Annotated in this window: 27 protein-coding genes and 4 pseudogenes; 23 read left to right on the top strand and 8 right to left on the bottom strand. The window is 50.8% G+C overall.

Annotated features, from left to right (window positions below):
• Positions 1-97: 97 nt before the first annotated feature.
• Positions 98-565: pseudogene (locus tag ACJO5Y_RS11375) on the bottom strand (IS1595 family transposase); the annotation flags it as partial.
• Between the two features lie 206 nt (positions 566-771).
• Between ACJO5Y_RS11375 and ACJO5Y_RS11370 the strand changes: the two are divergent.
• Positions 772-1,656, top strand: coding sequence for a GIY-YIG nuclease family protein (locus tag ACJO5Y_RS11370; RefSeq protein WP_406987277.1), 885 nt, complete (start codon positions 772-774; stop codon positions 1,654-1,656).
• Positions 1,657-1,681: 25 nt separating this feature from the next.
• Here ACJO5Y_RS11370 and ACJO5Y_RS11365 read toward each other — a convergent pair whose 3' ends face one another.
• From ACJO5Y_RS11365 to ACJO5Y_RS11355, 3 genes are all read right to left on the bottom strand, one after another.
• Complete coding sequence (locus ACJO5Y_RS11365) at positions 1,682-2,158, bottom strand: DUF1499 domain-containing protein (protein ID WP_406987276.1); 477 nt, start codon at positions 2,156-2,158, stop codon at positions 1,682-1,684.
• A gap of 220 nt (positions 2,159-2,378) precedes the next feature.
• Positions 2,379-2,699, bottom strand: a complete 321-nt coding sequence (locus ACJO5Y_RS11360) for a hypothetical protein (RefSeq protein WP_406987274.1) — start codon at positions 2,697-2,699, stop codon at positions 2,379-2,381.
• Positions 2,700-3,203: a hypothetical protein gene (locus ACJO5Y_RS11355; protein WP_406987272.1), complete on the bottom strand. Its 504-nt coding sequence runs from the start codon at positions 3,201-3,203 to the stop codon at positions 2,700-2,702.
• Positions 3,204-3,337: 134 nt separating this feature from the next.
• On the opposite strand from ACJO5Y_RS11355, the pseudogene ACJO5Y_RS11350 reads away from it, so the two are divergent.
• The 14 genes and pseudogenes from ACJO5Y_RS11350 to ACJO5Y_RS11285 all read left to right on the top strand — a co-directional run.
• Positions 3,338-3,583 (top strand): annotated as a pseudogene (locus tag ACJO5Y_RS11350) (ABC transporter ATP-binding protein C-terminal domain-containing protein); the annotation flags it as partial.
• Positions 3,583-4,281 (top strand): urea ABC transporter ATP-binding subunit UrtE, encoded by a 699-nt coding sequence (gene urtE / locus ACJO5Y_RS11345; protein WP_406987271.1) that lies wholly within the window; start codon positions 3,583-3,585, stop codon positions 4,279-4,281. The pseudogene ACJO5Y_RS11350 and the gene urtE, both read left to right, overlap by 1 nt.
• Positions 4,278-4,418 (top strand): annotated as a pseudogene (locus tag ACJO5Y_RS11340) (urease accessory protein UreD); the annotation flags it as partial. The gene urtE and the pseudogene ACJO5Y_RS11340, both read left to right, overlap by 4 nt.
• Entirely contained in the window at positions 4,366-4,929 is a 564-nt protein-coding gene (locus tag ACJO5Y_RS11335; RefSeq protein WP_406987270.1) for a GTP-binding protein, read from the top strand. The pseudogene ACJO5Y_RS11340 and the gene ACJO5Y_RS11335, both read left to right, overlap by 53 nt.
• Positions 4,930-4,969: 40 nt before the next feature.
• A complete protein-coding gene (locus ACJO5Y_RS11330) occupies positions 4,970-5,149 on the top strand; it encodes a hypothetical protein (protein WP_406987268.1) in 180 nt (59 codons plus the stop codon).
• Positions 5,150-5,456: 307 nt separating this feature from the next.
• Positions 5,457-6,206 (top strand): hypothetical protein, encoded by a 750-nt coding sequence (locus ACJO5Y_RS11325; RefSeq protein WP_406987267.1) that lies wholly within the window; start codon positions 5,457-5,459, stop codon positions 6,204-6,206.
• Complete coding sequence (locus tag ACJO5Y_RS11320) at positions 6,187-7,164, top strand: beta-ribofuranosylaminobenzene 5'-phosphate synthase family protein (protein ID WP_406987266.1); 978 nt, start codon at positions 6,187-6,189, stop codon at positions 7,162-7,164. Before ACJO5Y_RS11325 ends, ACJO5Y_RS11320 begins: the two co-directional genes overlap by 20 nt.
• Complete coding sequence (locus ACJO5Y_RS11315; protein ID WP_406987265.1) at positions 7,158-7,697, top strand: ATP-binding protein; 540 nt, start codon at positions 7,158-7,160, stop codon at positions 7,695-7,697. Before ACJO5Y_RS11320 ends, ACJO5Y_RS11315 begins: the two co-directional genes overlap by 7 nt.
• 258 nt (positions 7,698-7,955) lie before the next feature.
• A pseudogene (locus ACJO5Y_RS11310) lies at positions 7,956-8,243 on the top strand (GTP-binding protein); the annotation flags it as partial.
• Positions 8,244-8,685: 442 nt separating this feature from the next.
• Entirely contained in the window at positions 8,686-9,420 is a 735-nt protein-coding gene (locus ACJO5Y_RS11305; protein WP_406987264.1) for a nuclease-related domain-containing protein, read from the top strand.
• A gap of 90 nt (positions 9,421-9,510) precedes the next feature.
• Positions 9,511-10,806, top strand: a complete 1,296-nt coding sequence (locus ACJO5Y_RS11300) for an ABC-three component system protein (RefSeq protein ID WP_406987263.1) — start codon at positions 9,511-9,513, stop codon at positions 10,804-10,806.
• Positions 10,799-11,494, top strand: a complete 696-nt coding sequence (locus tag ACJO5Y_RS11295; protein WP_406987262.1) for an ABC-three component system middle component 1 — start codon at positions 10,799-10,801, stop codon at positions 11,492-11,494. Before ACJO5Y_RS11300 ends, ACJO5Y_RS11295 begins: the two co-directional genes overlap by 8 nt.
• Complete coding sequence (locus tag ACJO5Y_RS11290) at positions 11,484-13,844, top strand: AAA family ATPase (protein WP_406987261.1); 2,361 nt, start codon at positions 11,484-11,486, stop codon at positions 13,842-13,844. Before ACJO5Y_RS11295 ends, ACJO5Y_RS11290 begins: the two co-directional genes overlap by 11 nt.
• Before the next feature lie 75 nt (positions 13,845-13,919).
• Positions 13,920-14,678, top strand: a complete 759-nt coding sequence (locus ACJO5Y_RS11285) for a DUF8608 domain-containing protein (RefSeq protein ID WP_406987260.1) — start codon at positions 13,920-13,922, stop codon at positions 14,676-14,678.
• A 115-nt stretch (positions 14,679-14,793) separates the two neighbouring features.
• On the opposite strand, the gene ACJO5Y_RS11280 is transcribed toward ACJO5Y_RS11285, so the two are convergent.
• Entirely contained in the window at positions 14,794-15,474 is a 681-nt protein-coding gene (locus tag ACJO5Y_RS11280) for a flagellar basal body-associated FliL family protein (RefSeq protein ID WP_406987258.1), read from the bottom strand.
• Positions 15,475-15,767: 293 nt separating this feature from the next.
• On the opposite strand from ACJO5Y_RS11280, the gene gst reads away from it, so the two are divergent.
• The 3 genes from gst to ACJO5Y_RS11265 all read left to right on the top strand — a co-directional run bounded on the left by gst (position 15,768) and on the right by ACJO5Y_RS11265 (position 17,460).
• Complete coding sequence (gene gst, locus ACJO5Y_RS11275) at positions 15,768-16,457, top strand: glutathione transferase, Atu5508 family (RefSeq protein WP_406987256.1); 690 nt, start codon at positions 15,768-15,770, stop codon at positions 16,455-16,457.
• 138 nt (positions 16,458-16,595) lie between these two features.
• A complete protein-coding gene (locus tag ACJO5Y_RS11270; RefSeq protein ID WP_406987254.1) occupies positions 16,596-16,730 on the top strand; it encodes a hypothetical protein in 135 nt (44 codons plus the stop codon).
• A gap of 235 nt (positions 16,731-16,965) precedes the next feature.
• Positions 16,966-17,460, top strand: coding sequence for a gamma-glutamylcyclotransferase family protein (locus tag ACJO5Y_RS11265; RefSeq protein WP_406987252.1), 495 nt, complete (start codon positions 16,966-16,968; stop codon positions 17,458-17,460).
• Between the two features lie 17 nt (positions 17,461-17,477).
• On the opposite strand, the gene ACJO5Y_RS11260 is transcribed toward ACJO5Y_RS11265, so the two are convergent.
• Together ACJO5Y_RS11260 and ACJO5Y_RS11255 are read right to left on the bottom strand one after the other, a co-directional pair.
• Positions 17,478-18,518 carry a M14 family metallopeptidase gene (locus tag ACJO5Y_RS11260; protein WP_406987250.1) on the bottom strand — a complete coding sequence of 347 codons (1,041 nt, stop codon included), beginning with the start codon at positions 18,516-18,518 and terminating at the stop codon, positions 17,478-17,480.
• Positions 18,515-19,999, bottom strand: a complete 1,485-nt coding sequence (locus tag ACJO5Y_RS11255; RefSeq protein ID WP_406987248.1) for a glutamate-cysteine ligase family protein — start codon at positions 19,997-19,999, stop codon at positions 18,515-18,517. Before ACJO5Y_RS11255 ends, ACJO5Y_RS11260 begins: the two co-directional genes overlap by 4 nt.
• A 108-nt stretch (positions 20,000-20,107) precedes the next feature.
• Here ACJO5Y_RS11255 and ACJO5Y_RS11250 point away from each other — a divergent pair, with 108 nt between their 5' ends.
• The 3 genes from ACJO5Y_RS11250 to rho all read left to right on the top strand — a co-directional run bounded on the left by ACJO5Y_RS11250 (position 20,108) and on the right by rho (position 22,194).
• Positions 20,108-20,518, top strand: coding sequence for a glutaredoxin family protein (locus ACJO5Y_RS11250; protein WP_406987246.1), 411 nt, complete (start codon positions 20,108-20,110; stop codon positions 20,516-20,518).
• A gap of 36 nt (positions 20,519-20,554) precedes the next feature.
• Positions 20,555-21,010, top strand: a complete 456-nt coding sequence (locus tag ACJO5Y_RS11245; protein WP_406987244.1) for a metallophosphoesterase family protein — start codon at positions 20,555-20,557, stop codon at positions 21,008-21,010.
• Positions 21,011-21,222: 212 nt separating this feature from the next.
• Positions 21,223-22,194 (top strand): transcription termination factor Rho, encoded by a 972-nt coding sequence (rho, locus tag ACJO5Y_RS11240; RefSeq protein ID WP_406987242.1) that lies wholly within the window; start codon positions 21,223-21,225, stop codon positions 22,192-22,194.
• 79 nt (positions 22,195-22,273) lie between these two features.
• Here the strand turns inward: rho and ACJO5Y_RS11235 are convergent, their stop codons facing one another.
• Entirely contained in the window at positions 22,274-23,065 is a 792-nt protein-coding gene (locus ACJO5Y_RS11235; protein WP_406987241.1) for a DUF2914 domain-containing protein, read from the bottom strand.
• A gap of 305 nt (positions 23,066-23,370) precedes the next feature.
• On the opposite strand from ACJO5Y_RS11235, the gene ACJO5Y_RS11230 reads away from it, so the two are divergent.
• Together ACJO5Y_RS11230 and ACJO5Y_RS11225 are read left to right on the top strand one after the other, a co-directional pair.
• On the top strand, positions 23,371-23,667 hold the full coding sequence (locus ACJO5Y_RS11230; protein WP_406987240.1) for a hypothetical protein: 297 nt from the start codon (positions 23,371-23,373) through the stop codon (positions 23,665-23,667).
• Positions 23,664-24,584, top strand: coding sequence for a M14 family metallopeptidase (locus tag ACJO5Y_RS11225; RefSeq protein WP_406987238.1), 921 nt, complete (start codon positions 23,664-23,666; stop codon positions 24,582-24,584). Before ACJO5Y_RS11230 ends, ACJO5Y_RS11225 begins: the two co-directional genes overlap by 4 nt.
• Positions 24,585-24,673 lie beyond the last annotated feature (89 nt).

Genomic DNA, 24,673 nt, shown 5'->3' with positions numbered 1-24,673 from the left:
AGATACTCGCTCAGCAAGTGCTAGTCGTCGTGCTTAACTGCCCAATCGCGAACATTTCGGTACTTATCTTTTTAACGTTTTAGCTGTATGAATGTCGCTATGTTGGCATTGGCTGTTGGTTTGCACCGATCGCAATTCGGAGCCAGGCCTCTTCGGAGGGCTGAGCGCGCTCAAATAGCCTCCGCCATGCCAGATAGCTTGGCAGATATGCCGTTCCAACCCCATGAAACCGCGCCATCCAGCCCTTCAATCGACTCATATAACTGTTGACGTTCTGTATGTGGTATTCCCTCCCGATCACTCGCGGGTTATCGAGTGTAACCAGTCGGTGGTGGGCAATGCCGTGCTCTCTGGAAAAGGTTTTATACCAGCTGTGTCCATCTGAACATAGAATCGAGTCAGGATTGATAATCGGCGTCAGAAAAGCATGAACCGTCGGTTTGTTTAAGGCAGGATCCACCAGATCACTGATGTTACCGTTGCGATCCCGTGCAATAAGTACGGGAATCTTATCCGCTTTATGCTTCCTGTTACTTCGCCCGCCACGCTTCCTGGAACTGCGATGTGGACTTACCCCAGTACGCATGACACACACGAGCCTCAAACGGGGGCGTTACGACTCGGATCTGAACGTTCGCTTTGCGACCTAACCGAACGATGAGTTGTTGGCCAGAGGAGAGCAGGTTAGGTGCCCGTTAGTACGATGTCTGTTGTGGTAAACCGGGACAGATTTATTTTCGACGCGACTATTAAAAGCTAGGATCATCCTCTATGGACTTCAACACTTTGCTCTCCCATTCAGGAATCGATCAGAGGAGTGTCGTTATCTTTCGACACCGCCCCTTTGAGCCTGAACTCAAGAAGGTCCTGCCATGGCTGGCTGAAGAGAAACCTGATGTTTTTAATGCCTACCAGCAAACGCAGGGTGATCGCGTAGAACAAGCACTCAAGAAGTTGTCCGGTTCGGGCTATGTTGCCTCATTCATAGGCCATGAGGCCGGGCGCGCCATTTTTGTCGGTCTTTATAAGGTCGGCGGATTTCATTCCATGAGCCGGGAGGAGTTCTGGGAAGTTCCGGCTTACCAGGAAATGAAAAAGTTTGGTTTCTCTGGGTTTCAAGAAGACGATTCGAGAAAGTCTATTTTATGGTTTGATCTGGAGCCAGTTGGATTCTACCCAGAGTGGAAGGGGAGGTTGATTATTGACTGGCCACCGCCAGAGCGGTCTTGGTGGAGGCGTGCCCATCGTAATGATATGGATGTTTCCGCGATACTTCAGGACAGTGCTTTCGTTGAGTCAATGCCGCATTGGACAGAAATGGTTTTGTCATGGTCTGAAATCGCTGTTTTACCTTCTCGTTGGCGACAGACACTAGCGCAGTGGAGGGGTATCTACCTGATTTACGATCGCTCTGATGGCAAAGGTTATGTAGGGTCTGCAGGCGGCAACGAAAACCTGCTGGGTCGGTGGCTGAATTATTCTGCCAGCGGTCACGGGCGTAATAAGTTGTTGCTGGGGAGAGATCCGCAAAACTTCGATTTCAGTATTCTGCAACGAGTGTCGCCAGATATGGAATCCGGGGAGTTGGTGCGTTTGGAAAACAGCTGGAAGGCACGTCTGCACACAAGGGTTCCTTCGGGACTCAATGATAACTGAGACAGACCACCGGTTTCGCCTTCCCTCAGTCAGCGCTTTTTAGAGCCTGGCTATTTCCACTGGCAACACCAGACTCAACCAGATTGTGTCTGAAGCGCTCCACGCGCCGCCGGTTAACTCCCAGATCATAAAATCCGACCAGCGACTGGGATCGGACATCCAGACTGCGTCGGTCCTGGCTCACCAGAACTTCGAAGTAGTCGGGAAAGCGAAGCAGGTCGCTATAAAAGGTCATCTCCAGGTAGCCAAAGCGCGAGTCATTGAGCCTGGCGCCCGGCATTGCAGTGGCGACAGCTTTCACGGTGTCCCATGTCGGCGGATCCAGGGGCGCTGACAGCTGAATGGGTTTCACGTGATAAATGCCCACTGATGAGGTGCTGGATACACAGTTCAGGAAGGGCGTACAGCCATCAAGAGCGAACTCGGTACCGGAGGAAGGTACATTGCTGGTCGAAGTGCAGCCTGTTAGCACGAGTGCTGTCAGTAGAGCAAAACATCGCATGTTTGATTCCGGATGAGCCATTGTCGGGTGGGAATCCAGTGTAGCACCATGCTTATGGTCGGTTTTCAGGCAGGAAAACCGGGACAGGTTTATTTTCGCGAATATTATAGAGGGTTAAACACCGCACAGCACTAATGCAATTCAGGCTGGATAGTTCGGAAAACAGTCCCACATGTAACTGCTTTCCGTATGAAAGATGCAAAATGGGGCAGAGGAAACGCTACACGCCTTGCGCTGCCATTTTGAATTCCAACGCCATGTTGTATGCGGCTCCACGCAAACAAATGACGTATTGCTCCTTGTTTTCTTGGAGTGTTTTCAGGAATTTGGATCGCACTTCTTTCTTCAACCATTTGAAAGGTGCTTTGCCTACTGCCAGCGGCTCGGGAACGTAGCGCATTGCCTCGCTGCATTCGCCGGATTCAGCAACGAGCTTGTACGTGAGGTTGAACAGTTCCTCGTTCGGGTGCCAGTTATTGGCCTGCTTGCCGTAAAGGGCTACCAGAAATTCTTTCAGGTGCTCTCGATCGTAGATATCCATTTATCTCTCCCTGATACTGTCGGCCACCTCTTGGTAGAGCGCCTCTTTCCCTATGACGACAATATGATGAATTGCCGCTCGATCAAAAATGTAGATTCGCCCAAGACCATGGGTTTCGCTGTAACCCCCCAGTATGTCGAATGAGCCAACTGAGTTTTCGTAAATCGCATGGTCGGGGATATCAAAAGCTTCCCGCTGCTTGACCGCCATCTCCCGTAGCTCGGGTGATAACGATGGCCGAATATCTTCAATGAAAAACGAACGAATGAATCGCTCAGCCTCACCGGACAGGTCGACACCGGGATAGAAAGTCTCGGCATCTACTATTTCGTGAGACATCGCCCAGTCCTCATATTTGAATATGAGGGTGGTACTGGTATGGGAAATGAGTTTGGGCTCGGGATAGTCCAGCGCGAGGTCTTGTGACAAGACGAGATTGCCTGCCATGCAACCTGCTGCAAACAGGTACAAGGCCAGCAGGGGAACGATGAAAATCCTTTTCATGGTTGGTTCCTTATCAGTGACTTGGTAGGAATATACGGGCACTCCTTTTTGAGCGCAACCTGTCGAAAGCCAGCGAAAACCGGGACGGCCAGCTTCACGAGCATAAATCCGAAAATAAATCTGTCCCGGTTTTTCTGCTATTGGTAGACGAGCCCGTCGCCGGCATGACCGAACAGGAAATGGAACGCACCGCCGAACTGCTCACCAGCCTCGCCGGCAAACAGTCCGTTGTGGTGGTGGAACACGACATGGGCTTCGTGCGCTCCATCGCCCGCCAGGTCACCGTGCTGCACCAGGGCAGCGTGCTGGCCGAAGGCACCATGGACCAGGTCTCCAACGACCCGGAAGTGATCAAGGTTTACCTCGGGGAGGAGGCGTAATGCTCAAGATCCAACAGCTCAACCAATACTACGGCGAAAGCCACACCCTCTGGGATCTGGACCTGGACGTACCCCAGGGCCAGTGCACCTGCGTAATGGGCCGCAACGGTGTGGGCAAAACCACCCTGATGAAATGCATCATGGGCGAAGAAATCACCAAAAGCGGCAGCATCGAATTTGCGCAGGATGTGGAACTGACAAAAAAGAAAATCGAAGACCGATCACGCCTCGGCATTGGCTACGTGCCCCAGGGCCGGCAGATCTTCCCCCTGCTGACCGTAGAAGAAAACCTGCGCACCGGCCTGGCTGTGCGTAAAGACGGCAGCAAGAAAATCCCGGAGCGGGTGTATGAGCTGTTCCCGGTGTTGAAGGAAATGAAACACCGCAGAGGCGGCGACCTTTCTGGTGGTCAGCAACAGCAGCTGGCGATTGGACGGGCGTTGGTGATCGAACCGCGCCTACTGATCCTGGACGAGCCCGGGGAGGGCATCCAGCCCAACATCGTGGCCCAGATCGGCGAGGTGATCCGCAAGCTGATCGAGGAAGACGGCCTCACCGTGTTGCTGGTGGAGCAGAAGCTGCCCTTTGCCCGCAAATATGCCGACCGCTTCGCCATCATCGACCGGGGTCGCCGGGTGGCCGAAGACGAAATCGCCGGCCTGACTGATGAACTGATCAAGAAGCACCTGACCGTATGACCGCCTACCAGTCCATCGCCGCTCACGCCTCCGGCCACCGGTTCGAACGGGAGCGGCGCTGGGCAGCGGCCCTGGATCTGGGGTTTGAAGCCCGCAACGAGAGCGGGCCCGGGCCGGTTACCCGTCTGGTACGTCAGTGGCCCGGTTGGCTCCGTTAAAACCGCGCTGCTGCGCCAGCTGTGCAAAGCCCTGCGAGACCACTACGACATCGCCGTGGTGACCAACGACATCTACACCCGGGAAGACGCCTCCATGAACCTGGCGGCCATCGACGATCTCCAGCGCCGTCATCCGGAACTGGTAATGGTGGAATCCGGCGTCGACAACCTCTCCGCCACCTTCAGCCCGGAACTGTCCGATCTCACCCTGTACGTGATCGACGTTTCCGCCGGCGACAAAATCCCTCGTAAAGGCGGCCCCGGCATCACCAAATCCGACCTGCTGATCATCAACAAGATCGACATCGCGGAACAGGTACACGCCTCCCTCGATGTTATGGAACGGGACTCGAAGAAAATGCGTGGTGAACGGCCATTCGTGTTCACCAACCTGTATGACGGGGTAGGGCTGGAGACGATCATCAGCTTTATTCTGGAGCGGGGGATGTTGCCGGAGAGAAGGCCTGAAAAAGTGGCTGCGTCCGCCTGATAAAACAGTTCTGGCTTAAATCGGTAACGGAGAAACAGACATGAAAAGAATTCAAAAGATCAGTGCCAGTGTGTGGCTGTTAGTGGCTTCCGCGAGCGTGCTGGCGCATTCGGGGCATGAAGCTATTGGTGATGTGCTGCACGTTGAGTATTTGTTTGCGGCTGGGATTGTTGGTGCGATTGCGCTGATGGCCTGGAAAAAAGTTAATGAGCGTCGCTAAGGGTTCAGAGCGCTAGCACGTAGCACCAGACTCATCCCATAAGATCTGCTGGCTGTAAACGCCAGTCATCCCGCAAAACCAAGCTTGAATCGCCTGGCCACCGGAAAAACTTATTAATCCGGAAGTCAGGCGATTTCGTGCGTTCATCCAATTCATGGATTAAGGTATTGTTTTAAATATGGAATGGCTGAGCTTCGGTTCGGCCGTTTTGCATACCAATGCTGAAGTCTCTGTTATACACAGCATGGACGAATTCGGTCCAGTTAGTGTCAGGCGCTGTCGGTACGACTTTCAACGGAGTCCAGAAATGCCAAATAGCTTTAAATCTGTCTATAACCGATACGTGTCTGTACGACTGTCGCTAATAGTCCTTATCCTTTTAATAGTATCGCTTATGGTCGTCGGATACATGTTCTTTACGGGCGACGCAAATACCAAATTAGGCTCGTTGATGGGAGGGTTGACTGCAACTTTCGTGGCGGTACTTATCCAGTTCCTTCTCGCGATGGCTCATCATCGGGAGATTGAGCGCCTCAAGCGTATGGGATTCCAAGATATACTCCCGCACCGGGATGACAGGCAGCGATACTATGCAGAACTCATTCGTTCAGCCAGGAAAAGAATTGACTTTCTTGGTAAGACAGCTAACAGCTTTTTGTCTGACTTCGCTTTCTCGGAAGAGGGTGCTGCTCCGGTCGACCGACTTCTTCTGGATGCAATGCAACGGGGGGTCAAGGTCAGAATCCTGGTTGCTGGGCTAGAGAGTCTTCCGCAGGATAAGCAGGAGCAGCAGACGAAAGTCATCGCCCGAATGCGCGAGCTAAGGGAAGAGTATGGCGATAATTTCGAGTACAGGTACCTGTCGTCCATGCCTGGGCAGACTTACGTACTTGCTGACCGAAATTGTATTTTTGGGCCTGTATTACCAATGGAGTCGAGTCGGCTCAGTCCGGCAATTCACGCAGATAGCGATAGCCCATTTCTCGAATCGTATTTTCGCTTTTTTGAACGACAATGGAAGGAGGGAGCGCAAAAGAATGCGACAGACCCTGCCTAGCATATTGGCGTACCCGCGAATCCACCTAACCCTTGTTGATATGGGTTTTAACGGATATCGCAGGAACGGCGGTGCTGGTTTCGCTATTGATAGGCCGACAGTTCGCGTAGAAGCATCTCCCTCCTCGACACTCAAGATAAGAGATGATCGTCGAGTGGGGTTTAGGGATTACGAGCTTCTCCGACTGGAGCGTGTACTAACCGAAGCCTCGACCGAGTTGGCTCTCGACAGTCGGCTAAGCTTCGTTATTTCTGGTGAAATGCCGACTCATTCGGGTTTTGGCTCAACGACTGCAGTGCGCTTGGCGTGCTTAGAACTGCTATTACTGGCCAATGACATGGAGCCAGACCAAACCCTTTTGTCCAGACTGTCCAAACGTGGGGGAACATCCGGCATCGGAATCAATACCTATTTCGTTGGTGGTCTCGTGGTAGATCTAGGGCATCCTCACCACAATGGGCCAGCGCGCCCATCGAGCTTGGCAGAGATGACTCCAGGCCGCGCGACACCGCTGCTCCGTGCTGAGATGCCTGCATGGCCCGCTGGAGTTGTCGTCCCCGCGCTGCCTCTACTCACTGAGTCTGCCGAGAAGAGTTTCTTCGCCAACTTTAAGCCACTAACGCAAGGAGATGTGGCTGAAATTCTTTACCATGTTGTGTCCGGCGTCGCAGCGGGGGTTCTGGAGACAAACCGCTCAACGTTCACGTCTGCCATTAACGCGCTGCAAGACTGTGCGTGGAAGCGGCAAGAGGTGGCAGAGTATGGCCCGGGCGTAAAATCGGAACGTAAGTCGCTTGAGAGTTTAGGTGCTGAGGGGGTAGCAATGAGCAGCCTCGGGCCTGCCCTTTTTTTTATTACGGACGACGCGTCTTCTGTGGTTGCAAATCGTCGTAGCAACGGGGCTTTTCTCGCCACTGAAGTAGCGTTCCAGAACACAGGGCGGTGTTTAGAATGGTGAAGCTGATTGTTGTGGGACCACGCTGTGCCGGGAAGAGTGTTCTCGGGGCTCATTTGGAAGCGCGGCACAAGTTGTGTCATGTAGAAGCAAGTGACGTAATGCGAATGCTTTTTGAACGAGATGGGAAAGGTGCGGAAACCCTTGATGAGTTCGCCGCGCGGACGCTGATCGGTAATCCCTGTGCGGTGCCCAATGAACTGTTTCGTACCGCACCATCCCATCGGCGGGTTGTGTTGACCGGCCTGCGATCTATGAAAGAGATCGATTGCGTTCGGCGACTTTTCGGACACAGTCCATTGGTCCTGTACGTCGATGCTTTTATCGAAGTACGAGTGGCACGCTGTGTTGCTCGCGGACGTCCCGGCAGCAGTGACCACGATGCTAACCGCATGGACGAAGATGATCGTCTCCATGTATCTATGGGTTTAAACGACATCAGGGACCACCCTGACGTTCTCTTGCTCGAAAACAATTTCACCCAGCTAACGGAATACTTTGCGGCTGCAGAATTAGCGCTTGGGGTAAAAAATTAAACTGTAGACCGTCTGACTTTTTAACTGTGATCCGAACCCCGGTTACTGGTTACCACTAAGCACTAACAGGGCACCTACTCGAACAGGAGGCACGAGTACGGAAACCATACAGAGCACAGTCCCATTATGGGATATAGCCAATCAACCCCGCAGCATAGTCGGCAATATCAATAGTAAAACTGGTACATATCTATTTCTTGAAACCGGCGGTTGCTCGCCCGCCGCTATCGGCGACCTGCAGAGCAGCCACTCAACTTTGAACTGGCGCTGGTACTGGTGGAATCCGGCGGCGACAAGATCTGCCGCAAAGGCGGCCCCGGCATCACCAAATCCGACCTGCTGACCATCAACAAGATCGACACTGTCGAACAGTTGCACGCCTCTCTGGACGTGATGGATAGGGACTCAAAGAAAATGCGCGGCGAACGCCCCTTCGTGTTCACCAATCTGTATGACTGGGTCGGGCTGGAGACGATCATCAGTTTTATTCTAGAGCGGGGCATGCTGCCGGAGCGCCGGCCTGGAAAAGTCGCTGAAACCGCCTAACCGCAACCAAGTTTTAAACTGCTTAACGCACTACGGAGATATATCCTTGCCGATACTGAGTTGCGTGGGCGCCGCCAATGCTAGCGCTAGTCCTGCCCATCCCGCTTGTGTCGCATCAGGGTAAAAAGACCAACGGCAGCAGCCGCGCCGGCCGCCAGTAGGTACTCGAGATGCACTTCATCACCGAGTGCTTCATGCCCTACATGGCCCCAGGCTACGCCAGAAGCATATCCATGAAACTACGCAATCGACTTACTTTGACGGCCAGCCTGCTCCTTCAAAAAAGTATCGGTAAAACAAAAGCTGCGCGGCACTGCCTCGCAGCTTTTTTGTGGCATAAAATTTACGTATTTTTGTAAGTGGAGCAGACAAAGAGAGCTGGGATGGTCTACCTTAGGTAGCTAAACACTACGGAAGCACCGATTGTTAGGGACAACGGCCGATGGACCCCTCAGCACTGCTACAGCCTCTTTTACACCTCTGGTATTTCATACCCCTGGTACTACTGTTAGCCATCCTGCGTTCCCCGTGGTTCAAGGGCCATTTGGTAGAGTTCGTTGTGAACGCCTCCGCTCGCCTGTTCGTCGATAAAGATCGTTACCACCTGGTCAAGAACCTCACCCTCCCGGCGGAATCCGGGGCCACCCAGTTCCACCGCACCATCGTCTTCCAGCACTGCGCGTTTGTTGTGCAAGCCAAGAGCATGAAAGGCTGGATCTTCGGTAAAGCAAAACAGCGGTGCTGTCCCCGGAAACTTTTTGATTACTCTCAGACAATCAAGACCTCGCTAGGCCAGAATTACGAACACCTAAAGACGCTACAAAACCTCTTGGGGCTGGGCGACGAGCAGTTGCAATTACTGGTGGCGTTTGAGGGGGATTCGACGTTTAAGACTGAGGTGCCGGGGAATGTGACCAAGGGTTGGAAGTTTATATGGAGTCTCAAATCTCGTATTCGGGTGGTGCTTAGGTCGGATCAGGTTAGCCATATTACCGAGATGTTTGAGGGCAGTCAGTTTAAGGCTTCATTGAAAACGGTTTTGCGCGCGCAAGGCATGCGAAGCAGATTGTGGGGTGTAAAAGTCAGGAGGGCGGTTTGGTGGAGTGTGTTAACCATAAGATGCGGTTTAAGGCGAAATTTCGATCAGAGTACTTTGGTCACTTATCGGACCAGGTAGACAGCTAATCTAGTTTCGGTTTCCTCCTTAGGATTCAAACAACGGTCCGTCCCAGTTCTTGGTACTAAAAGGTTATTAAAGCATATAAAAATGATTATTACAGAAGAGTATCCACATACTGCAATATCTACTTGGAGCGGGTTCGTTTATCAAGGGAAAGTGGCTTTGTACCATTGTCTGCGTTTGTTAGAGAAAAGCTACGATGATTCGAAGTGCTATCGCCTTCAATTGGAAAGTGCTGACGACTTTGCTGTTTATCTAGCCGACAAATGTATTTCCATCCATCAGGTAAAAGCGTATAAGGACGGCAGTTTTTCCAAGTATCGAGGGGCTGTAAAAAAGCAAGTCACGGATTCTTTAAAGTATCCCGGAGCGTCTGTTTACTTTCATGTTTCAACTTGCATAAATGACCTGCCAGAAGGTTTTAACGTTAAATATAAACCTGTCTCAATCTATACTTATCGAAGCAATGGTATTGATCAGAATTTTTGTAATTTGTCTGATTTAGATCAACTTGTTGAGACTGAAATATCAGAAATTTATAAAAAGGCAGGTGAGGGTTCTTCTCATAAATTGAGTGGCCCGTATTTGGAGCGTTCAAGGAATATCTTGGAAAATATTATAATAGATAAGGTTATTGATGTTCATGCCAAGATACAGAGAGAAGGTAAAGCTACTGATAGAGAGATCGCCGCTAAAGAATATATTAGTTTCTCGAAAATCTGCGACGTATTGGAAGACGAATTGACCGAAGCGCTATTAACAGAAGATTTTTTCTTTAAGCAACTCTTAATAGATATTGGCACATATTATAAAAGATTTTTTGATGAAGCTTGCAGGGATGATGGTGATGTCTGTAATTTCGATAAGCTTGATAGCTATATAGCATTGCTATGCGGGCTCGATAAGCGAAGGTTAAGAGATTTTATTAAATCGGTTCTCCCGCAAAAGCGTGGCGAATTTAAAAATATTGACCAATACAAATCTGAAACATTCAGTCTTGAAGATCTAAGAGATGGGTTGTTCAGGGTTCTTGATAGATTAACTACAGCCGGAATTGAACGAGAAAAAAGACTGGTATTCTCTTGGTTCCACGAGGGACGGTTTTACTATCCAACAGCGCTGCGCGGAAGTGAATTAATTGATGCGAAAAAAATATGTAAGCGCATAATTCAAAATTCGATCGCCAATGAAGTTGAATTTCTATATGAGTCGGGGGTGCTGGTTACCGTTGGAGTGGACGTAGAATCACTGCCCTCTGTATATTCTGTTGGTCCCAACTCAATGGATGAAGATAATGCGCTTTCTCATCGTCGAATTGCTCATTTCAAAGATATCTCACTAGTTTCGTATAGCAAAGTTTCGGAAGATCTCAAAGATGAATGAAATAATTAGAAAGCTCTTTTTGAGTAACGGATTCGTAGAAATGGATTCAGTAAGTGGGGTTGAGCTGTATGGCGAAGGAAATATCGATAAAAAAAATTACTGGGTTGTGATTGAATCTGAGCCCGATCTTATAGAAGCCGTCCAGGAGTCAATTCAAGATGAAATTGTGCGTCGACTAAATGACCCAGCATTCGAAAAAAATGCAAATATACTTTGCTTATGGAACGTCCCAGAGATTAATGAGGTTGTAAAAAGGGCTGCGCATAAAGCAGAGGAGGATCCATTTTTTTTCAAAAAACATGTCTTGTATTATACAGAGTCCGAATTAAATTCATTTAAGAGTCAGTTCCAGGCAGATGAGTTTTTTAACGCATTTGGTCAGGCACTTGTTGATAAGAATATATTTAGCCAGTATAAGGATTTGTATGGAAAGGAAGGGTGGCAAGTTCTTTTATATAGAATTGCTATTAAAGCCTCATTTATTAAAATTCGAGAGGAAGAGAAAGAAAGTATAGATGACCTAGAGAAGAGTGTGGCTACCAAAATTTCGTCCCTGAGAAATGACAAAATGCTTTTCATGGATTTCCAAGATCTGCTTCTAAATGACGGGTTTCAGGTTAGTGATTCTCCTGATGAAAATTTGGATAACATTTTGTCCAAGCTTAGAGATACTGGTTATGAGCTTTAAAATTAATCGGCTTCATATTAGAAATTTCAAAACGTTTAGACGAGTTGAGTTATCTGTCAGTGGAGCGTCATTGGTTGTTCTTGATGGACCAAACGGTTTTGGGAAAACATCGTTTTTCGATGCGATGGAGTTACTGCTGACTGGAACAGTGTCTCGCTATCTTGAATTGGAGAAAATAGCTGTTGATAGAAGAAGCCAGGCTCTTGGCTGTCCACTACTTCATGACGGGGCAAAACAAGGCGAATTTCTCGCGATTGCTGCAGAAGTTGAGGTCGATTCCGAAGTTATATATTTAGAAAGAAGTGCGGATTTTGAGAGTCTTTCAAAAGCTAAGGGTGTCTCGGATTCAAGATTTCGACTTTATGAATTGAACTCCTTGTCTACAATCGGTAGCGGTACTCTAATATCTAACGAAGATGTTTTCCTCAATCGGTACCTAGGTGAGGATTACAAGAGAAATTTTAACCTGTTTCACTATGTCGAGCAGGAAGAGAATACAGCAATTCTTAAGAATAAAGATAAAGATAAGCAGCAGAAAATAGCACATCTTTTTGATATTGGTGATTATAAAGATAAATTAACAAAGTTGGAAAGTCTAAAAAAAAGTATTTCTAAGCTGAAGTCGAAAGAAGTGAACGTTAAGCTTAGTCGATTAGCGGATGAAGTTCAGCGTCTTAAAGGAACTTCTCTTCCTGAAAAAGAATTCGTGCCATATCACCGATTGGTTGACGTTACCAATCAGCCTTGGGACGCAGAAGAGCTTTTATATGATGCTAACAGTCTTTACGGTTGGATTGCGGAAGACGGTATTTTGCGAAGAATTCAACTTTTTTGTTTTGGGTTCTCCGATTATTTGAACGAGTTGCATAATAGGGAAATAAATAAATCGCTTCTTCCTAATGAAAGGTCAATAAATGCTCTTCTTAGTTTTGGTCATCGTCTAGATAATATCAATAGCTATAAGGACGAGGTATCATTTTATGAATATTCGATTAGGATGTTGGAGGAAATATTTCCTAAATTGATAGACTCCATTAAAAACGACAAATTAGCTCTGATGGATGGTGTCATAGATAGGATGGGAGAAGATTTCTCAGTTGATCAATTTGAAGAAGACAAGTCGGAGATTAAGAAGTTAGTGGGGGTTTCGCAAGGTATCGCTGCATCTATCTCAAAATTGGTAAGCGTGCGCACTAGTTTTATAGAAACCTTTAAAGAATATGAGAAGCATACCAGCGACAAAGCGTCTTGTCCTGCATGTGGTCATGATTGGGGTACGTCCGGCAAATTACACGAAAGTCTCGATAAACAAACTCAGATACTGCGCAGAGCTGCAGAAGAGAATGGTGGCGTCTTAAATAATAAATTGACTAAGTTTAGAGATAATTTTATAGGACCAATTAAGGCTGAACTTGAAAAATATGTGGCATCCCAAAAAGCAGCTATTGAGTATAAAAGAAAAGCTTCGAATTTAGAGGAAAAGCAAATAGATTTCCTGGTTAGGTATAAGCAGAGGATACTCAAATTTGGTGTTGATGTTTCGGATCTTTTTGTTTCTGGTTATGACGTTAATGAACCTCTAAAAGTTGATGAATTTAAGGAGCGAATTGTATCTCGTTATAAGTATGTTTCGTATGAGAATATTTACGAGTTTTTTGATGAAATATACGCTACGATATTCGATAATAATGAAAAGGCTGTTAAAGTTTTGGATCAATCTAGCATTGATCATAAAATAAAATATATCCAACAGGCTTATGGCTCTTCTTTTATTCGAGAGCTAAGGGATAAAGAAAAAGGGTACGAATATTTAAAGGAAAGGGTTCGCTGTGCTGGAGTTATTGAGAAACACGTAAATGTGCTTTTAAAAATATATAAGGATTCTATTAAAGAGCATCTTGTTAAGATTTCGAGAGATATAGAGTTGCTATTTCACATTTATACTGGAAGGTTGCTCCAAAGTTATAATCAAGGATTGGGGATATTTATCGATAATAGGGGTGATTCAATTTCTTTCCGGGAGAATCCGTCTAAAGAGCATGATGTTATATTTTCTATGAGTTCCGGCCAGTTGTCGTCTTTGGTTATAGCTTTCACCCTGGCGCTAAATAATCGTTACTCAAAGCATTCGATTCTACTAATTGATGATCCTCTCCAAACACTTGATGAAATAAACGTTGCCGGCTTTGTAGATTTGATAAGAAGTGAATTTTCAGATCGGCAGCTTTTTGTTTCTACTCATGAAGATAATATGTCGGCATTTATGCGCTATAAGTTCAGAAAATCAGGTCTGTTAACGCGACGAATAAACTTTAGGGATGTTTCGGGTGAGATTGAGTTCGGTGGCTAAAAATCCTGGTGGAGAAAGTGGTGTTTTTCTTTCTAAGGCCAAGTGTCAGCTCGATTCGAAATTTGGGGGAAGCCAGTGAACGAACAGCAGTACTTAACATACCTTAGTCATAGATTTAGACGTACATTCCACGATTCATATACTCCGGAATGGAGCTGTCCTCATTGTGATCGGGGGCTATTAACGCTTGATCGCGAATCGTTTTACTATATTGAAACCTCCGAATCCTCGGAACGACGTAGGGAGCCTGATTGGGAACCAGAAATGACGGAGTATAGTTTCTCCGCTCGATTCCACTGCAATCGGTGCTATGAACAGACGTTTACGGTTGGAACGGGTCGAGAGGCCGCCTATTACGATTCGTCGGCTGAATGCGGTGATGTTATCTATATAGACGAATTTATGCCGAAGTTTTTCTTCCCTACTCTTAAGCTCTTCAACGTCCCTAAAAGCTGCCCGGATTCGATTCGTAAAGTAGTTGAGTCGTGTTTTGCTGTGGCTTGGGCCGACATACCTGCTGGAGGTAACAGGTTGAGGGTGGCTATTGAAAAGCTGGTAGACGACCTACAGCCCCCTAAGAGAGAAAGTGAATCGCTTCACTCAAAGATTAATCGACTTTCAAGTTCATATCCACAAGAAAGCCGCATTCTATATGCAATTAAATGGCTGGGAAACGAGGCTAGTCATGACGATAACCTAGAAGAACATGACCTTGCATTTGGCTTTAGGTCGTTGGATCTGGTTCTACGAGAGCTGTACTCAAAGGAAAAAGACGAAGTAGCCCAATTGGCTGAAGAAATCATTAAGAATAAAGGGCCAATAAGATTCGGATAAACCAGCTAATGGGAGGTAGAGCAATTTTAAACTGATCGATAGGTTTCGCCTCGAATATCCCATACATGGAAAACCGGGACAGATCTATTTTCTCGGCTTCTCTGATGGCCCAGCGCTATTCCTTGAGCCGGACGAGCAATCGGCCATCCTCAACCTGGATAAAATCCACACCCGCTGCAAAGGATTGCCAGAATCCAGGGTTGGCGCCGAACTCGTTAACCAGGTCCACATTCTTGAGGTTACCCAGCCAGGCATTCGGAATGGGTACGCCCATGAGGCTGACGCCCCTTAACTTAACCAGGGGGCGACCGTTGGCAAAGGAGAGTTCTACACCGGCATTTACTCGTAGGGTTCTGCCGCCGAGTACAGGGAAGTCCTCGTCAAGAGGCACCAGAAGGAGGGCGCTCAGCAGATCGTCCGAAAGGTCGACTGCGAGTCTCTGAGCCAGATCAGTATTTTTGGCCAGCATACCGTTGAGTTCCCGCTCGCTGAAGCGTACTTCCCGGCTGGCGCCTTCCTCACTGTAGGGTACCGGCTGCAACGGGCGGCCGGATTCGCCGCCTCGGGTATCAATGCCCAGAGTATTCAGTTTGTTGTTGAGTGAATCCTGTTCACTGGCATTCAGGGTTACGGGTTCGAAGTTCTCAGGAAACACATAGAGGCTTAACCACCAGTAACCGGCGCCGACGGTGGCAACGATGGTGATCAGGACAATGCCAAAGACATGCAAGCCACTGAAGCCCTTCTTTGCGGGTGGCGGCGCAGATACTGTTTTATCCTCGGTTGTCTCACTCATTGCCAATGTCACCTGATTGCAGTTTGAATTCACCCCGTTGGGTCCTTAGAGCAGTCAGTTTTCCTCTCCTGTCGCCAGCATCTCCGCTGATTATAATTGCATACTTTCGTTCGAAAACCGGGACAGATCTATTTTCAGCCCCGGTTTTCCCTAACATAGTCGGCTTTTGAAACCAGGTTGCTAAACCAGCGGTATTGAGTTGAATAGACCTGGCTTTCGGATCGGGTCTTTTCCTGTGCGCTACACTTCCAGACAACAGTTATCTTCTCAACTGTCAGAGTGGGAGAGTCACAATGCAGGACTACGAACTCTATTACTGGGGCCTGCCCTTTCGCGGTAATTTTATTCAACTTATTCTGGAGGAGGTTCGGGCGGATTACCGCAAGCTGGATGCCAGCGAGATCTACCCTGATAAAAACCTGAACATCCAGTACCCCGGGATGGCACCACCCTTTCTTTACGACTGCAGGGCCCAGGTCTGGTTCGCCCAGATGCCGGCGATTCTCATGCATCTGGCGAAGGCCTACCATTTTCTTCCCGACGAGCCTGAGCAACACACCCTCGCTCTGAAGGTGATTCTGGACTGCAATGATATTCTCATGGAAATCACCAACTACAATGGCACAGTGATGTGGAATCAGGATTCATGGGCCGAATTCCGGACCCATCGCCTGGCCGACTGGATGGCCATTTTCGAAAAGACCGGCCAGGCGCACCTCCTCAAGCCGAACGCGGGCTATCTGCTGGGCTCCAGGCTCACGGTGGCCGATATCGCAACTGCTGCATTGTTTGGCACCCTCGTCCACAGCTTTCCGGAACTCGCCGCAGATCTGGAACACAACGCCCCCCGGGTGGCGGGTCTCTGCCAGCGAGTGGAAGACCGTCCGTCGATCAGGCCTTTTCTTGAGGATCAGCGGAAGGAGTTGGGTAAGGCCTACTGTGGTGGTCAGATTGAGCGGTCTCTGCGGGAGGTCATACGGTAGCGCGGAGCCATTGGAGTGGATAATGCATCGAAAACCGGGACAGATTTATTTTTCGGCGGCTAGGGAGGGTAATCCCCCCGAAAAACAGCGGTGATCAAAGGTAGAATTTTCCGTAAGCTACGCGCAGGGAGATTCTGCATGAAGAAGTCACGTTTTTCCGACAGCCAGGTCCTGTCGATACTTAAGCAAGCCGAGAACGGCGTACCGGTTTCGCAGGAGGATCAGTTGGAGGGAACACTGGCGAAGGTATCGGTGAAGTTATCTACGAGGTGACGAATGATGAATGACACGCTTCAGGTCATTGCGGCATTCGTCGGTGCTGGTGCTATTGGTTTAGGGTTGGTCTCACTATTAGTGATCCTCACATTCGCGTTTTCCAGAGTGACGGTGATTGAGGAAAAAATCTCGCGTCCTGGCACTTCTGCGCCACTAAACCAGGTAGAAAACCTCTTTCACAGAGCTCAAGGTGGAGGGAGAAATCCGGGACTAGTGCAGACACAGAGGCAGCATGAAGTATTTTGCTTACGGATCGAATATGTCACTCCTCAGATTAAGAGAGAGGGTTCCAAACGCGGAGCGAATCGGTATGTTCACGCTCGTTGAGCATTCCCTTCGGTTTCATAAGTGGAGCAGGAAAGACAAATCCGCAAAATGCGACGCACTGTTCACCGGAAATCCGGAGGACTTCGTCATTGGCGCACTGTTTTGGATACCGCGTGACGAGAAAGGCCCGCTGGACAAGGCTGAGGGTTTGGGCTTCGGTTACGATGAAAAGCGGGTCACGGTTACGGATGCTCTCGGGAATGCCCTTGACGCTTTTACCTACTGTGCAACGTCAACGGATCCATCTTTGCTGCCTCACTCCTGGTATTTGAATCACGTCATCGTTGGTGCGAAAGAAACAGGCGTTCCCGCTGACTACATCGATGCCATTTCAGCCACAAGAAGCCAGGAAGACCCTGATCGAAAACGAGATGCGAGAGAGCGGGCCATCTACGATTAAAAGCGGCTCGCTATGGTTTAGAAAATGGGATCGCCCGTTGCTTTGACTGCATAGAACAGGCAATCACTCTTCGCAATCACCGGGTTGGTGGTGATCATGAAGGCCTTGAGGGCCTGGGCAGCGTAGATTCGCCCATCCCTGATTTGAAGCACCTGTTCCATGTTCTCGGCCCGGTTGTGGCTGATCGCCGTGAGAACGTCCAGGCCTTTTTGCCCAACCCATCCGAGAGGTTCATCCGGCGACACAATCCCGAAATTGCGGTGTTCGATGTCGGGCGGAAACGTGAGGTCCGCGTGCCCACTGGGCGTTAACCTGTACTCGATAGTCGCATCGGGTGCCAATTCCACTCGAATCGGATTGCGCAGCACAGCAACGTTCCATTCCGCTTTTTCCTGCGATAGCACGTCTGGCTGTGAGGCATATCGAACAAGCCCTTCGTACGCCAGTTCGTGTGCGTGATCATCCTGAGACCCGCCACACTCGATGGTCACCGTGGGAACCTCCTGCTCGGAATATTCCATAAGCGCACCCAGGCGAAGATCCGTCATGATCAGCCGGTCAGTAAAGAGCGACGCCAGCGCTTGATGGGCAGCGTCGTTGGTGATGGTCACAGCGAAGGCAGGGCCCGTGCCTGAGGTGTTGTGCACGTCCAGCAGGCACTCGGGGTTGGCTGTCTGAAGCTCGGCCAGCATGGCCTCGGCAATTGCGCCTTCCTCTCCTTCAAACGGTTCTTTGAAGCACCGGTTCAGATCACGCCCGTCTGGCAGTTGGCGCAGCGACAATATCGGCGGGATTTTCGCGGGAAGGACGCCGCCCAGAAGGAACAGTAGGTTGACCTCCGGGGTGTGCTGCTCCAGTAACCATCGGTGAATCGCGAACAGCCCTGAGGGTTCGTTGCCGTGAAGCAGCGTTGCCATGGCCCGGGTCCTGGAAGGATCGCGGCCTGCAATGCGAACCACCGTAGGCCGTTGCAGCCGGTTCAGCCACTCCAGGGGCGAGCGGCCCAGGGTCTGGGGTGACGGGTTGTTGAGATAATCAAGGGTGTTCGAGTGGCTCATTGCGACAAGGTCCATTCGTGCAGCGGTGTGTTTTTCTTCTGATTGCCCATGTAAAGAGACAGCATACTCTTGAACGCCTCGTCGGTAGTCTGGGACCTGAAAAAAGACTCGGTGATCTGTCGCTGCCATCGGGCGCCGGTCATCCTGGTTTGAATGCGGCCTTCGATGATTCCCAGCAGGCGGTGGATCTCCGCCTCGTCCACAGCGGTTCGTTGCAAGGCTTCCCGGGCGCGCGGTAGCAGGTCAAGGGCAACGTTCAACAGGGGGGTATCCTGTAACTGTACCTGGTCTTTGTGCGGCCAGATGATGTCTGCACCGATGCCGTATTTGGCGGCACGATAGAAATTGTGTTCGGTGTAGTGAAAGGGAAGTATCGACGTCAGGTGACGGATATCCTCGAGTACCGCCAACGCCGCTCCGATGACGAACAGCCCGTTCGCGCACATATCCACGGCCGTTGGTCCGGCCGGCATGGAACGAATCTCGATGCGCAGATGGCCGCCTTCTTTGTGATCAAAGATGGCCCGGTTCCAGGGCCACGTAGTCCCATGGTGCAGTCGCAGTTCGGTCAGTTCCGGTACGCCTCCCCGATCAATAACAGCCATCGGATCTTCTTCCGACATCAATGGAAGGATGGGGGGATACAAGGATGCCGAAGCTGCAAACAGCTCCCAGGCGCTGCGTACCCAGCCGTTGCCGTAATAGACCCGTGGCGGGTGTTTCCAGGTTCTGTGGTTGGGCGACCGGCTGTCGACGGCTTGTTTGAACAGGGCGATACGGGTTTCGTCCCAGAGGTGGTGGCCGAACAGGCTGGGCGAATTGCTGGCCAGAGCCAGCGCAATGGGCGTCACCAGCTGCACCGCGTTGAAATAGTCTGCAAAGCGCTGGGCTGGAACGCGCCAGTGCAGTTGGAACGCGGTGTTCGCCCCTTCCATGGTGACGTCGTCCGCTTCCAGGTTGATGACGTCATTGCCACCGATATGAATGCTGAAGGGCTCGCCCCGTTGCTGGACCAATGCGTTGGATAGCGCATGGTAGCGGGGTTCGTCTGTCATCACCTTCGCGCCCATATCGGACTGGCGTAAAGTGGGTAGAATGCCGATGGGGACCAGTTCGCCATTCAGTGGTGCGGCGTGCTGGTTGATTCGCTGCATGGCCTTGAGCAGTTCCTGTTCGGTTCTGGCAAAGGGGGCTCCCTTGAGGGCCTGGGGGCTGAGGTTGTATTCAAGATTGAAGCGGTTGAGCTCAACCGTCAGTTGTGGATCCTGAACGCTGGCGGCTAGTTCTGTGTTGATCGGCTGAACACGCAGGTCCGGGTTTACGATGTAGAACTCGACCTCGGCACCAATGGAAGATTCTCCCTCACCAAAGCCGGGCCGGTCCAGAAGGCGGGTGAGTGCGGTAAGGTCCGTTCGCACCTTGGCAGCAAAACGGTCAAACTCTTCCGTCGTAAACTCCGATTGCTTTATCGACAGTCCCATAGCGGCTGTGCCTCTGACACCGACTTATCTTGATAGTAGCGGAAATGAGGTGTACACGTGTGCCGGCACCCAGTAGATTACCTTCAATCCGGAGTTTGAGTGTTACCCATGAGAATCATTATTCGTTATTTTTTCCGCGCCCTGCGCCTTGTCCTGACGCCGTTCATGCTGCTCAGCGAAAAGCTCAGCACGCCCAAGGGCGTTACCCGCAGCGCTGAACAGCAGGCCCGCGTCGACGAGGCCAGCAAGGATCTCGCCCTGTACCAGTTCAGGGCCTGCCCATTCTGCATCAAGGTACGCAAGGAAATCGCCCGGCTGGGTCTGAACATTGAAACCAGAGATGCCCAGCATGACCCGCAGCACCGTGCCGCGTTGGAGGCCGGCGGTGGTCAGATCAAGGTGCCCTGCCTGAAGATGCGTCAGGATGATGGCAGTGAGCGATGGCTGTACGAGTCTGACGACATCAGGGCATGGCTGCGGGAACGATTCGAGCCGGGGGTTGGAAACGGAGCATATTAGTAGAAGTAAGCAAAACCTGGTCAGGAGGGCGTAGGCATGCAAATCGGAGTGATCGCAGACACCCACAGCAAAATGCGTCCTGAAGCCCTGGAGGTTTTGAAAGGCTCCGATCTGATCCTTCATGCCGGTGACGTGGGGCGGGACGAAGTTCTGGAAGCGCTGGAGGCGATCGCCCCCTTGATTGCGATCCGTGGCAATATCGACAAAACCGGCCGGGCAGCAACCCTTCCTGATGTTCAGGAGCTGGAATTCCTGGGCCACGCTTTCTACATGCTCCACGACGTCAAAACCCTCGATCTTGATCCGCAAGGCCGTTACCGCGTGGTCATTGCCGGCCATTCCCACAAACCCCGTAATGAATGGATTGGCGATGTGCTTTACTTCAATCCAGGTGGCGCCGGGCCCCGGCGGTTTACTCTGCCGATCACGGTGGGGCGCCTGCAGGTGAGTGACGACGGTGTGGTAGGTGAGATTATTGAACTGCCGGTTTGATCCGGTACCCATATAACACGTCCCGTGACAGGCCTTATTATGCATTTGGATAAAGCAAAAAAGCGTATTGGAGAAAACCGGGACAGATTTATTTTCTCATCCGGGGTTTCTTTAACTGGAGAAAGCCCCGAGGCCTAGTCCTCGTAAATCATTTTGCGGGTCAGTGACCGGACCGGTAAAAATATCTATCAAACAAGAGCTATCAAACTCCCATGACGAGAAAGACATTAGGTTTAACCCGGAAACCAATTAAAGACGCCAAGCCAGTGGCTGAGAAAGCCGAAGCTATGGTTGAGGTTGAGACTGACCCACAAAAACGTTTTTTAAACGGTGTGGCTATCAATCCAGCGCCGGGGATTCGTTTGGAGTCAGGTTCAGAAAAGCTCACAGTGCGTGCGATGGATTTGATCACGCCGATTGGAATGGGGCAGCGGGGTTTGATAGTTGCACCGCCGGGGTCTGGAAAATCGACGATTTTAAAAGATATTTGCCAGGCGGTGGGAAAGGCGTATCCCGAGATTAAACTTTACGCGCTATTGATCGATGAGCGACCCGAAGAGGTCACTGATTTCAGGCGCAGCGTCCCGGCTGAGGTCCACGCTTCTTCTTCGGATGAAAGCTATGCTCATCACGTTCGCGTTGCCGATGAGCTTCTTGATATCGCCCGCCAACAAGCAGGCGAGGGTCACAACGTGATGATTGTGATTGATTCTCTCACGAGGCTTTCGCGTGTGCATAATGCGGAGCGAAAGAGCAGCGGTCGCACTATGTCTGGCGGGGTTGATGCTCGAGCGATGGAGATCCCGCGGAGGTTGTTTGGCGCTGCACGAAACCTTGAAAATGGCGGCTCGCTTACCATTTTGGCAACCGTTCTGGTTGATACCGGCAGCCGTATGGACCAGGTTATATTTGAGGAATTTAAGGGCACGGGGAACATGGAGCTGGCTTTATCAAGAGACGTTGCGAATCAGCGAATCTTCCCCGCGCTGGACATTTCGAAAAGCAGTACCCGTCGTGAAGAGCTGCTGTTAGATCCGAAATATTTAGACAAAATTAGAGCGTTGCGCCGGGCACTTAGCGGTCTCAAACCGCTAGAGGGCACAAGAAAGCTGGTTGAGCTGCTTGAGAAGTACCCCACAAATGCTGAGCTTCTGAACAGCATCCCCGGGACGTCCATCGATTGAATCCGCGTTACGGGGTCCGCCCCGGGGAAACCGGGACAGACTTATTTTTGCTTGGGCTGAGGGACGAGCCCCACGAAGCTTATTGAGGGAGGACGGAAAACGCCCCCTTGGCCAAAAGCTCGCCTTTCTCTGTCACCACCTCAACTCGCCAGTCTCCCAACATGTGCCGGTCGATATACTTGGCTGAGGATGCTCGCATGGGGTCAACCGACGGCCTGATTTCTACCCGTGCAATCCGTTCGTCCTCCAGGTACCAGTCGTGGAAGTGCAGCTGGCCTTCCATGCCCTGGATTTCGGTAAACAGGTAAATTCGAATCAGTCCGTCACTGTCCATCCTTAAAACGTTCGGGATTTCGTCGATTGGCTCTTTTTCCTCCAGGCCCGTACTCAATTGCGCCCGGATCAAGTGATCAGAAAGTAGCTTGATGGACGTAGCATCTTCCGGGGACGGTTCGGATTCTCCGGCAGTCGGCGCCGGAAGGGAGACGGGTTCTGCACTGGATTCACTCGACGGGGTTGCCGGGGCAGTTTCGGACATGGAGGCAGGCGGCTCGGCAACTTCCGGTTTTTCTCGTGCTGCGGTGTTCGGTAACTGGATAGATGCAGGCTCGGACGCGGGCTGGTCGATATATACCGACGGGAGAGAGGGCGCCTCAACGCTCTGATGCTCTACCAGCGCTTCCTTTTGTTCCCCGGTGCCAAAGATCTCAAAGGCTCCCCATATTATGCCCCCCACCACCAGAAACAATACGAAGAGAGCAGCAAAGATGCGCCCCCAGTGATACACAACAATCTCTTGGGGTTCTGCGGGCTCGGGTAGGCGGGAGGACTGAGCTGAAAAAGGTCGCTCTTTCGGTATCGCTGTTTTCACTGGTCGTTCTTCCTTGAAACGGGCAAAGGATGATTGGCATGTGCACAACAGCTTCACACTGCGAAAGTGTTAGACGAAAAAAAGGGGGCAACTTGCAAGTACGGCAGACAAAATTATTAAAAATTCACTATAGCAAACTGGTGGAAGTACGAGGTTACGGTGCCGTTAATTCATTCTCGACATCAAATCCGTGGTAAACCGGGACAGATCTATTTTTGATGAATTGAACGGCATAGAATTGGCGAACGGTATCAACTGGATGTTCATGTGGCACCCAGATAAAAAGCGCAGCGAAAGGCCTTATTATGCATTTGGATAAAGCAAAAAAGCGTATTGCAAAGCAGGTTAAGAAGGGCTTTCATGGCTATCCGTTGGTTTCGCTGGAGTACTTTGGTAAAGCGAACGTTGGTAAAGCGCCGGATTCAGCCACCGAGGTCGTTGTGTCATTTACTGAGGAAGAGGGCGCCGAGCCCCAGAAGCAAACGTTTGTAAGTGGCGGTGATGCCCGGGACGATGAAACGATTCAATCCACCCTCGTGAAAATTATTGAGCGGGCGGATGCGAAAACGGTGACCGAGATCGACGGTATTTCCACGATATGAACTCCGCTTCAGCGGCTTATCCAATCGGTACGCCCGGCACTCCCTGGGGCGACGCGGAACGTGCTGAGTGGCTGTCACGGCAGACTCGTCAACGCAGTTACGAGTCCGACGTGTTGAGCGTGATCGAGCGCCTGCGTTCGCGCTTTAACGTGCAAGAGTATGGCCGCCTGGAATATGGCCCGGACGTTTATCCGCTGATGGCAATCCGCAGCCGCGACTGGCGTTCCGATCGGCCGGTGGTGCTGATTACCGGCGGAGTGCATGGCTATGAAACCAGCGGTGTCCATGGGGCGCTGCAGTTCGTTGAACAGTGCGCAGCGGATTATGCCGGTCGTGTAAACCTGCTGGTCGCGCCTTGCGTCAGCCCCTGGGCTTACGAACGCATCCATCGCTGGAACGCGAACGCGATTGATCCAAACCGCTCGTTTGGTGATGACGGCCAGGCGGGGGAGTCAGTGGCGCTCATGCAGCTGGTCGCTTCGACAGAGGAGCCAATACTGCTGCACATCGACCTGCACGAGACCACCGATACCGACGAAACCGAGTTCCGCCCGGCGCTTGCGGCCCGTGATGGCAAACCGTTTGAGCCGGGGGAAATTCCGGATGGCTTCTACCTGGTGGATGACACCGAGAGCCCGCACCCGGAATTCCAGCAGGCGTTGATCAAGGCGGTGGAAAAGATCACCCACATCGCGCCGGCGGATGACAATGGCGAGATCCTCGGCTCGCCGGCGGTCGCTCGGGGCGTTATTCAGTATCCGCTGGCGCAGCTTGGCCTATGCACCAGCATGACCAACGCCCGCTACAGGGCCACCACCGAGGTCTACCCGGACAGCGACCGGGTGACCCCCGAGCAATGCAATGCCGCGCAGGTTGCCGCGGTGTGTGCGGCGATCGACTATGCGCTGTCAGGATAGGAAAACCGGGACAGATTTATTTTCAGAGTGTCTCGGGTCCCACAAACCTGACGAATTGGCCATCACGGTGGGGCTTTTGCAGTCTTGCT

This window comes from Marinobacter alkalisoli, from assembly GCF_045449855.1.
Lineage (GTDB): Bacteria > Pseudomonadota > Gammaproteobacteria > Pseudomonadales > Oleiphilaceae > Marinobacter.
This window is presented reverse-complemented; position numbering and strand designations above follow the sequence as displayed.